The 10,294-nt window shown below is 51.3% G+C and carries 8 protein-coding genes; all 8 read left to right on the top strand.

The features are described from left to right. Positions 1-1,120: NAD(P)/FAD-dependent oxidoreductase (locus tag BUE76_RS08630; protein WP_317043377.1), on the top strand; the 1,120-nt coding region annotated here is incomplete at its 5' end. Between the two features lie 34 nt (positions 1,121-1,154). Next, positions 1,155-1,562 carry a hypothetical protein gene (locus tag BUE76_RS08625; protein WP_245798342.1) on the top strand — a complete coding sequence of 136 codons (408 nt, stop codon included), beginning with the start codon at positions 1,155-1,157 and terminating at the stop codon, positions 1,560-1,562. A 330-nt stretch (positions 1,563-1,892) separates the two neighbouring features. After that, positions 1,893-3,731 (top strand): aspartate--tRNA ligase, encoded by a 1,839-nt coding sequence (gene aspS / locus BUE76_RS08620; RefSeq protein WP_073042620.1) that lies wholly within the window; start codon positions 1,893-1,895, stop codon positions 3,729-3,731. 220 nt (positions 3,732-3,951) lie between these two features. Beyond that, positions 3,952-4,815, top strand: coding sequence for an alpha/beta hydrolase (locus BUE76_RS08615; RefSeq protein WP_073042622.1), 864 nt, complete (start codon positions 3,952-3,954; stop codon positions 4,813-4,815). 364 nt (positions 4,816-5,179) lie between these two features. Then, entirely contained in the window at positions 5,180-6,628 is a 1,449-nt protein-coding gene (locus BUE76_RS08610; RefSeq protein ID WP_073042624.1) for a circularly permuted type 2 ATP-grasp protein, read from the top strand. A gap of 237 nt (positions 6,629-6,865) precedes the next feature. Further along, positions 6,866-7,810, top strand: coding sequence for an alpha-E domain-containing protein (locus BUE76_RS08605; RefSeq protein ID WP_245798343.1), 945 nt, complete (start codon positions 6,866-6,868; stop codon positions 7,808-7,810). Between the two features lie 8 nt (positions 7,811-7,818). Then, positions 7,819-8,757 carry a transglutaminase family protein gene (locus BUE76_RS08600; RefSeq protein ID WP_073042625.1) on the top strand — a complete coding sequence of 313 codons (939 nt, stop codon included), beginning with the start codon at positions 7,819-7,821 and terminating at the stop codon, positions 8,755-8,757. Positions 8,758-8,825: 68 nt separating this feature from the next. Then, positions 8,826-10,094 (top strand): replication-associated recombination protein A, encoded by a 1,269-nt coding sequence (locus BUE76_RS08595; protein WP_073042627.1) that lies wholly within the window; start codon positions 8,826-8,828, stop codon positions 10,092-10,094. The last annotated feature ends 200 nt before the right edge of the window (positions 10,095-10,294 follow it).

Here is a 10,294-nt window from a genome sequence, read left to right as displayed (position 1 = left end):
CCCGTCTTTCCCGTCTTTCCCGTCTTTCCCGTCTTTCCCGTCTTCCAACTACCTTCGCCCCATGCAAGTGGATTACCTCATCGTAGGACAGGGCATTTCGGGTACCATGCTGTCGTGGTTCCTGCACAAGGAAGGCGAGAGCTTTGTCATTTTGGATGAAAGCAAAGGGGATACTTCTTCCAAAGTGGCGGCAGGTATCATCAACCCCGTAACCGGCCGGCGTTTTGTACGCAGCTGGATGATTGAAGAACTGCTGCCTTTTGCCCGCAAAACCTATGATGAACTGGAAACCTTCCTGCAGGTGCACTTTATACGGCACCTCGACATGATCCGCTTTTTTCCCAACGCTGAAAGCCGCGACCTCTTTGCCACCCGTATCACTGAAGACGATACCTACCTCCACCCCTACCCCGAGCAGAACGACTTCAACCCTTTTTTCAACTACCATTATGGCTGCGGACAAGTGCGCCCTGCCTTTTGCGTGGACCTGGGCGTGCTGCTGGCAGCCTGGCGCCAGCAACTGGGCGATGCGGTGCGCAACCAGCGTTTTGAACCAGCAGCCTTGCAGGAGGCAAACGACCATATCGTTTATGAAGACATCACGGCACAAAAGATCATCTTTTGCGAAGGCGTAATGGGGGAGGCAAACCCATGGTTTGGCCTGCTGCCTTTCTCTGCCAACAAAGGCGAAGCGCTTTTTATTGAATGCCCTGGCCTGATTGACAAACATATTTTCAAACAGCACCACCTGCTGGCGCCCCTGATGCAACCCGGCCTGTTCTGGGTAGGCTCCACCTACCAGAACCGTTTTACCGATGCACATCCCACTGAAGATTTCAGGGTGAAAACAGAAGCTTATTTAAAGGAATGGATCAAGCTGCCTTTCACCGTGGTGAATCATAAAGCCGCCATCCGGCCGGCAACAGTGGAGCGCAGGCCCTTTATTGGTATGCACCCGCACCACCCTGCCATTGGCATCTGTAATGGGATGGGCACCAAGGGCACTTCGTTGGCACCCTATTTTGCCCACCAGTTGGTACAGCACCTTGTGCACGGTGTCACACTAACCCCCGAGGCCGATATCCGGCGCTTTGAGCGAATTTTATCGCGCCGGAATTGAGGGGGAGTTATTTTTGCAGCTTTCCTTTAATATAATGAACAATACACAAGACACTACCTATACCATCCCGGCCAAGTACCGGAAGATGGAAAACATGCACATCGTATTCTGGTTGTTGAAAGACATCAGTTGGTGTATGGTTTGGAAAGTGCTGGGCCTGGCAATGATCATCCCTACAGTTGCCATCGCCGTGATGATTGCCTGGCGCACCCGCGACATCGCTTCTGAAAGAGCCCACAACCTCGCCATCCTGTTCTGGATATCGGCCAACTCTTTCTGGATGGTTTCCGAATTCCTCCATTTTGACGCCCACCTGTTTTGGGGTGTGGAAGGCAAGCACCTGGCCCTGGTGCCTTTTGCCATCGGAGCCCTGATACTGGCCTGGTACTACCTGGTGCAAAAACCCAAGGAAGAGCGTGAAGGGCAGGTGGTGACACTATAATAACCGGTGATGTACAGGATTTAATAAGGATTGATAGAAACTTGTTATTTGCAGGATTGATAAAGGATGTATAAAGAACCTGTGGTCATCATATTCCATCTGGTGCAGCGCATCTGGCTAATAATATCACCTGTTTGAAACTGGGTAGCTAAAAATGAATGGGGAAAGCTATGCTTTAATTAGTATGGAAAATCTTGCATTTTAATCTTTCAGAAATCCTTTTCAACGCTCGTTTATTACCAGTTCCTATTAATCCTTTCCAAAATCCTGCAAATCACTGGTTACATTTGCCCCACTTTCAACTTTGAACTCTAAACTTTTCGACTGAATATGTATCGTTCTCATACCTGCGGCGAGCTGCGCCTGCACCACGACGGTACCCAAGTTACCCTTGCGGGCTGGGTGCAAACCGTGCGCAAGTTTGGCGCCATCACTTTTGTTGACCTCCGCGACCGCTATGGTATCACCCAATTGCTTTTTGCAGAAGAACTGAACCCCGAGCTGGATCAAAGTCCGCTGGGCCGCGAGTTTGTATTGCAGGCCACCGGCGTGGTGCGCGAACGCACCAGCAAGAACGGCAACATTCCTACCGGTGACATCGAGATTTTGGTACAATCTTTCAAAGTGCTGAATAAATCGGCCGTACCGCCTTTTACCATCCAGGATGATACGGATGGCGGCGACGACCTGCGGATGAAGTACCGCTACCTCGACCTGCGCCGAAATGCTGTGAAGCGCAACCTGGAGCTGCGTTATGCCGTAAACCGCGCTACCCGCAACTACCTCCACGAGCAGGGTTTCATGGATATTGAAACGCCTTTCCTCATCAAGAGCACACCCGAAGGTGCCCGCGACTTCGTGGTGCCCAGCCGCATGAACCCCGGTGAGTTTTATGCGCTGCCCCAAAGCCCGCAAACCTTCAAGCAGCTGCTGATGGTGAGCGGCTACGACCGCTACTACCAGATCGTAAAATGTTTCCGCGACGAGGACCTCCGTGCCGACCGCCAGCCCGAGTTTACGCAGATCGACTGCGAGATGGCCTTCGTGGAGCAGGAAGATATCCTCAACATGTTTGAAGGCCTGGTAAAACACGTTTTCAAAACAGTAAAGAATATTGATTATACCGAAAAGGTAGAACGCACTACCTGGGAAGAAGCCATGTGGACCTACGGCAACGATAAGCCCGATATCCGTTTCGGCATGAAGCTCGCCAACCTGAAAGTGCCCGGCCATGTGTTTATGGAAAAGCAGGCTTCGCTGCAGGCTTCTCCTTTGGCAGGCGGCCCTTCAGGCTTTGTTGTGTTCGACAATGCAGAAACTGTGATTGCTATTGCCGTACCCGGCGCGGCTGAATATACCCGCAAACAGATCGACGAGCTCACTGATTGGGTGAAGCGTCCGCAGATCGGTATGCAGGGTTTGGTAAATATCAAGTACAACAGTGATGGCTCGCTGAAAAGCAGCGTGGACAAGTTCTTCAACGAAGAACAACTGCGCGCCATTGCCACCTATACCAATGCACAGCCCGGCGACCTGATACTGGTGCTGGCCGGTGCCGAAGAGCGCACCCGCAAAGCCACTTCCGAGCTGCGCCTGGAAATGGGCAAGCGCCTGGGTCTGCGCAAACCTGATGAGTTCAAGTTGTTGTGGGTGCTTGACTTCCCCCTGTTTGAATACGACGAGGAAGGCAACCGCTGGGTAGCCCGTCACCATCCTTTTACCTCGCCCAAGCCCACACAGATCGAAACCATGATCGGCAACGATCCGAAGATCCACGATGCGGCCCGCTACCTGGAGCATCCCTATGCTAATATCAAAGCCAACGCCTACGATATGGTACTGAATGGTAATGAAATTGGCGGTGGATCTATCCGCATCTTCCAGCGCGAATTGCAGGAGAAAATGTTTGCCGCATTGGGTATGAGCAAAGAAGAAGCGATGCACAAGTTCGGCTTCCTGCTCGGCGCCTTTGAATACGGCGCACCCCCGCATGGTGGTATTGCCTTTGGTTTCGACCGCCTCTGTTCTATCCTGGGCGGCTCCGAAAGCATCCGCGACTTTATTGCCTTCCCCAAGAACAACAGCGGCCGCGACGTGATGCTGGATGCACCAGCTTCGATTGATGACAAGCAGTTTGATGAGTTGCAGATAAAACTGGATCTCAAGTAAGATGCCTATAACATAAACAAAAGACCCGCACCTGTGCGGGTCTTTTGTTATGGCCTTTTCTTGATTTTGAAAGCTTACAGCTTGTAGCTAACAATTGGCAGCCATTAAAAAAGTAACCACACACTGGTGTTACATATTTCGATAATTTTAAGTTAAGCACCGTCAACCCGCGGTGCTTTCTTTTTGTTAGGGCATAGTTCTTGACCCCAAAACACCATTCATGAAACCACTATTTTCCCTATTACTTTTGATCACTTTTTTCACTTCCTGCCAGCGTGATGATGAAGACACGCAGCAGGCTAATTTCACACAGGCAAAAACAGAAATGAACGTATCCTATGGCAGCGATACGGCACAGCGATTTGATGTGTACCTGCCTGCCAACCGATCGGCATCCACCACACCGGTAGTCTTTCTGGTGCATGGCGGCTCCTGGTCGCAGGGACACCGTTCCGACTTTGGATTTTATATCGATTCCTTTAAAAAACGTTTGCCTAATTATGCCATTGTAAATATCGGCTACCGGCTGGTGAAATCAACGGCAACTGTTTTCCCGGTACAGGAGCAGGACGTAAAAGCTGCTGTAGAGCAGGTGGCTGCCAATGCGGGCCAGTATGGCATCAGCATGGACAAGGCCGCCATCATGGGCTACTCCGCAGGTGCACACCTGGCCATGTTGCAGGCATATAAAAACACGAGCCCCGTGCGGATGAAGGCAGTCATCGATATGTTTGGCCCTACCGATCTGACGGTGATGTACAATCAACCCTGGAACGCCCTTGTGCCCATGGTTTTGCAAGGCGTTACCGGAACAACCCCGCAGGCAAATGCAACCCTGTACCAGCAGTCGAGCCCCGCAACTTTTGTAACGTCCCAAACAACACCCACCCTCATCCTTCAGGGTGATGCCGACCCGATAGTGGATAAAAGCCAGTCGGACCTGCTGGAAGCAAAACTCAGAGTGGCCGGCGTGGCTATGGAATACAAAGTGTACCCGGGCAAAGGGCATGGCTGGTTTGATATACCAACCATGACAGATACCTTCAATCGCATTGAAGCTTTTTTGAAGCAACACAATCCTTAATTGTGGCTGATAAAAGCCCAGGCGTTTGGCAATTGGGACTACAGACGACAAGGGAAATGCACAGCAAAGTGTTTAGAACAGATACTGCAACTGGAGAAGCCCTGTTGGCAAACAAAAGACGAGCATTAATACCATGTTAGCCCACGGTTTCAACCGTGGGTTTTCTTTAAAAGGAAAACAACAAGCAACCGTTTCAACGTTTTTTTAACCCATCCTGGCGTATTTGCAGGCAGAACTGCAGGCACTAAGAAAAGCCGCTGCGTCAGGCATTCGCTATTTTGCTTACCTTAAGCGCCTCAACGATTGCAGCCTATGGGTAATAAGCCCGTGGCTGCATTTTTTTCACCACCACATAACATAGCTTATGGCTGACCCCAAAGCACTACTGCACAACTATGCCCTTCCACCGGGCATTTGGGACGAGATGTGCAGCACCAATGAAATCAGGGACCATTACCGGAAAGTTTTTCAAACCCTGCAACAGCTTTCCATTGCCGACCTGCAGCAGAAAGACCGCATGGCAAGCGAGCTGTTCATGAACCAGGGCATCACCTTTACGGTGTACAACGACAATTCCGGTATTGAACGCATCTTTCCCTTCGATATCATTCCCCGCATCCTCACCGGTGTGGAGTGGGCCCGCATCGAACAGGGCATACAGCAAAGGCTAAAGGCACTTAACCTCTTCCTGAAAGATATTTACAACGAACAGGAGATTCTTAAAGCAGGCATCATACCAGCCGAACTCATTGCCTCATGTTCGCATTTTACCCGCGAGGTATTTGGCATCAAAGTGCCGCACGATATCTATGTACACATATCGGGCATTGACCTGATACGCGGTGAAGACGGGCTCTTCTATGTACTCGAAGACAACCTGCGTACGCCATCAGGTGTATCGTATATGTTGGAAAACCGCGAGGTTACCAAAAGGCTCTTCCCCGACCTGGTATCACACAGCAAGGTGCGCCGGGTAAACAACTATCCCTTAATGCTGCACCAAAACCTGCTGCAGCTGGCGCCCACACAGGTGGCCGATCCTACCATCGTTTTGCTTACGCCGGGTATTTATAATTCGGCCTATTACGAACATACTTTCCTGGCCCGCCAGATGGGTGTGGCCCTGGTGGAAGGCCGCGACCTGCTGGTAGACAACCACAAGGTGTTTATGAAAACCACGCATGGCCTGGAGCAGGTACATGTTATTTACCGCCGTATTGATGATGAATTTCTCGATCCGCTCCTGTTCCGTCCCGACAGCGCACTGGGTGTGCCGGGCCTGCTGGGTGCGTACCGCAAGGGCAATGTGGCCATTGTAAACGCTGTGGGCAATGGCGTTGCCGACGACAAGGCCGTATATGCTTATGTGCCCCACATGATCCGGTATTACCTCAACGAAGAGCCCATCCTGCCCAATGTGCCTACTTACCAGATGAGTGATCCTGCAGTGCGTGGTTATGTGTTTGAAAACATCAATAATATGGTGATCAAACGTACCAACCAATCGGGTGGTTATGGTATGATCATGGGCAATAAAGTGGGGGATGAAGAGTGGGAGCAGGCACGGAAAATCATTGAAGCCGACCCGCGTTCCTTTATTGCGCAACCCATAATCAAATTGAGCACGGTGCCTTGTTTTATTGATGGCAAATTCCAGCCCCGCCACGTAGACCTTCGCCCATACGCTTTGTGCAGCCCCAGCGGTGTGCAGATCGTTCCCGGCGGCCTCACCCGTGTGGCCCTGCGTGAAGGTTCGCTGGTGGTCAACTCCTCGCAAGGCGGGGGCAGCAAGGATACCTGGGTGATTGATTGAGATGAGTAATGAGTGATGAATGATGAGTGGTGAGTTATGAGTGATGAAGTGATTGGTGATTTAAAAATCCATATTTACCTCATTATTTATTACTGCACATTCATGATTGCGTCAGCGGTCATTGCGCATAATTCATTACTTATTACACATCACTCATTAATGATTACTCCTCACTCATTACTCCTCACTCATTACCCCTCACTCATCACTCATCACTCATTACTCATTACTCATCATATGATGCTCAGCCGCATAGCCGATTCTCTTTTCTGGCTTAACCGATATATGGAGCGTGCCGATAGCCTGCTCCGCCTTTTGTACACCCATTTTGGCCTTGCCCTCGATACCGATATTCATGGCAATCTTACCTGGAAACCTGTACTCGAAATTTTGACCAATGTGCAAGGTGCCGAAATGGAACGCCTGGAAAACAGTACTGAAGAAGTACTCCATAAGATCCTGCTGGAAGGCACCAATTACAACTCCCTCCGGATTATTTTGAACAAGGCCCGCGAAAATGCACGGGGTATACAGGACCACATCACCAAGGAAGTGTGGGAAGAGGTAAACCAGATTTACCACCTGATCAATCACCCTGCAATAGCGCAAAAGCTACACAGCAACCAGGGTATTGAAACCATCGAACTGTTTCAACGCCATACGGTACTGTATACCGGCATTACAGAAATCACCATGTCAAGGGGCACGGGCTGGCAGTTTATGAACCTGGGCAAACTGGTAGAACGTTGTTTGCACACCTTGCAGCTCACCGAAAAACAATTGCAGCTGCTGGGCAATACCCCGCTCGACGATGCCGACATCCTGCAATGGCGCTACCTGCTGCTAGCACTGTCGGGATACGAGCTGCACCTCAAAACCTATCGCAGTGGCCAGCATAGCCGCAACGCCCTGCACCAGGTATTGCTCAACGACAACTTCACCCGCTCGGTGGTGTACACACTCAACCACATGGAAGTATGCCTGCAAAAAATAAGCGAGCGCAACCGCGATGAGGACACCCGGCGGATGATGCGCCGCTTTGGGCAGTTGCACAGCAAGGTAAAGTTTTTGGACCCCGACAGCCTCGATGACGCTACCTTGCGGACACTCCTTCCTGAAATCAAATCTGATCTGCTGCAGTTCAGCAAGAGCCTGGGGCAGCAATTCTTTTCCTATTCTTAAACTACCGCATGCCCATCTTCAAGATTCATCACGTTACCCGTTACGAGTACGACCGGTTGGTGAAGGAAAGCGTGAACGATATCCGTATCTACCCTTACCTCTGCCCCGAGCAGGAAGTGCTGCACCACGAGCTGCTGATTACCGGCAACCCTGAATTGTATTTGTTTCAGGATTACTGGGGCAACAAAACGGGCCTGTTCAACCTGCTGCCCACCCACCGCGAACTGGTGATTGAAAGCAAGCTGGTGGTACGCACCACGGGTGGCAGCCAGCTACAAATCAATTTCCATTCGGGTTTTGACGCCCTTCAGCTCGATACGGGCAACAACCTGCGCCTGCTGGAGCTTGCCGACCCAGATTTCATAAAATCAAAGGAGGCGGTGGACGAGATCATCCAGCATATTCACCAGGAAGGACAAAGCGTGGCCGCTACCGTGGAGCGCTGCGGCGAGTATATTTTTAAATACTTCAAGTACGTAAAAGGCATCACCACCAACGAAACCACCGTTGATGAATTGCTGGTCCACCGCTCCGGGGTTTGCCAGGATTTTGCCCACCTGATGCTACAGGTATTGCGGACCCTTAAAATTCCCAGCCGCTATGTGAGCGGGTATATCTGTCCCAACAAAAACGGTATGCGCGGCGAAGGCGCCACCCACGCCTGGATAGAAGCCTGGATACCACACTACGGCTGGGCGGGCATCGACCCTACCAACAATGTATGGGTTACCAATACCCACGTGAAGCTGGCCGTGGGCCGCAACTTCAGCGACTGCAGCCCTATCAAGGGCACCTTCAAAGGTCCGGCGCTGCAAAAGCTTTCGGTGTACGTGTCGGTGGGTTATGAAGACGGCCGCAGCTTTGAAGAAGTCACCGATGTGGGCATTCCCCTCGATAGCCATGCCGCCGAACTGGTGGCGCTGGACTTTGCCGCGGCGCAGCAGTAAGTTTCTAGATCTTTCATCTCTTAAAGAGATGGAAGATCTATCGTCCCCACACCCTTTACCTTTGCCCCATGAACGCGGCACCCCTTGCAGAACGTCTTCGTCCACGCACCCTTGCCGACCTGGTGGGCCAGCAACACCTTACCGGCCCCGGCAGCATCCTCCGCAACGCCATCGAAAAAGGCAAGATTCCTTCCATGCTCTTGTGGGGACCGCCGGGTGTGGGCAAAACCACCATTGCCGGTATTATTGCCAACACACTCAATGCACCGTTCTTTACCCTCAGCGCCATCAGTGCCGGCGTAAAAGAAGTACGTGATGTGATTGCGCAGGCACAAAAGCTTACCGGCGCCATCCTCTTCATAGACGAAATCCACCGCTTCAATAAAGGCCAACAGGATGCCTTGTTGGGTGCTGTGGAAAAAGGCACCATCACCCTGATTGGTGCTACCACCGAAAATCCATCTTTTGAAGTAAACAGCGCCTTGCTCAGCCGCTGCCAGGTATATGTACTCCGCTCGCTGAACGAAGAAGACATGGAGCAGTTACTGCAACAGGCCATGCAGAAAGACGAGAAGCTTCAGCAGCTTTCCATCAATTTAAAAGAAACAGGTGCGCTGCGCACCATATCGGGTGGTGATGCCCGCAAACTGCTCAACCTCTTTGAATTGGTGGTAGACACACTTGCAGGTGCCGGCAAAGCAATCGTGGTTACCGATGACCAAGTGATGGAGATTGCACAACAGCGTATTGCCCTTTATGACAAAAACGGCGAGCAGCATTACGATATCATTTCTGCTTTTATCAAATCCATGCGCGGCTCCGATCCCAACGGCGCTTTGTACTGGCTGGCCCGTATGATTGAAGGCGGTGAGGATGTAAAATTCATTGCCCGCCGGATGGTGATCTTTGCTTCTGAAGATGTTTCCAATGCCAACGCCAATGCATTGCTGCTGGCCAATGCAACTTTCGATGCCGTGGCCAAGATCGGTTATCCCGAATCGCGCATCATCCTTGCGCAATGTGCCACCTATTTAGCGGCTTCGCCAAAAAGCAACGCTTCCTATGTAGGCATTGGTGAAGCCATTGCCGCCGTGCACCGCTATGGCGATCTGCCTGTACCGCTCCACATCCGCAATGCCCCAACCAAGATGATGAAGGGAATGGGCTATGGAAAAGATTACAAGTACGCCCACAATTACGAAGGCAATTTCGCAGAGCAGGAATTCCTCCCCGACCAGATAAAAGGTACTAAGTTTTATGACCCGGGCAACAATGCAAGAGAGGACGAACTGCGTAAGTTTTTGCGTAGCCGGTGGAAGGAGAAGTATGGGTATTAGGGGAGACGGGAAAGTCGGAAGACAGTAAAGACCGGAAAGAAAAAGAGCGAGGTGGTTAGGTAAACTGGTTATCCTAAACTTGGCATCCTGAGCGCAGCGAAGGATCTGAGGTATTATGCATTTACCTCTCGCAAGCACAGCGCTCTGTCATGCCGACGTCGCGGCATCTCCTGCCTTCTCTAGAGTACCCGTAAACACAA

This window comes from Cnuella takakiae, assembly GCF_001953305.1.
In the GTDB taxonomy this organism is placed as follows: Bacteria; Bacteroidota; Bacteroidia; order Chitinophagales; family Chitinophagaceae; genus Flavisolibacter; species Flavisolibacter takakiae.
This window is presented reverse-complemented; position numbering and strand designations above follow the sequence as displayed.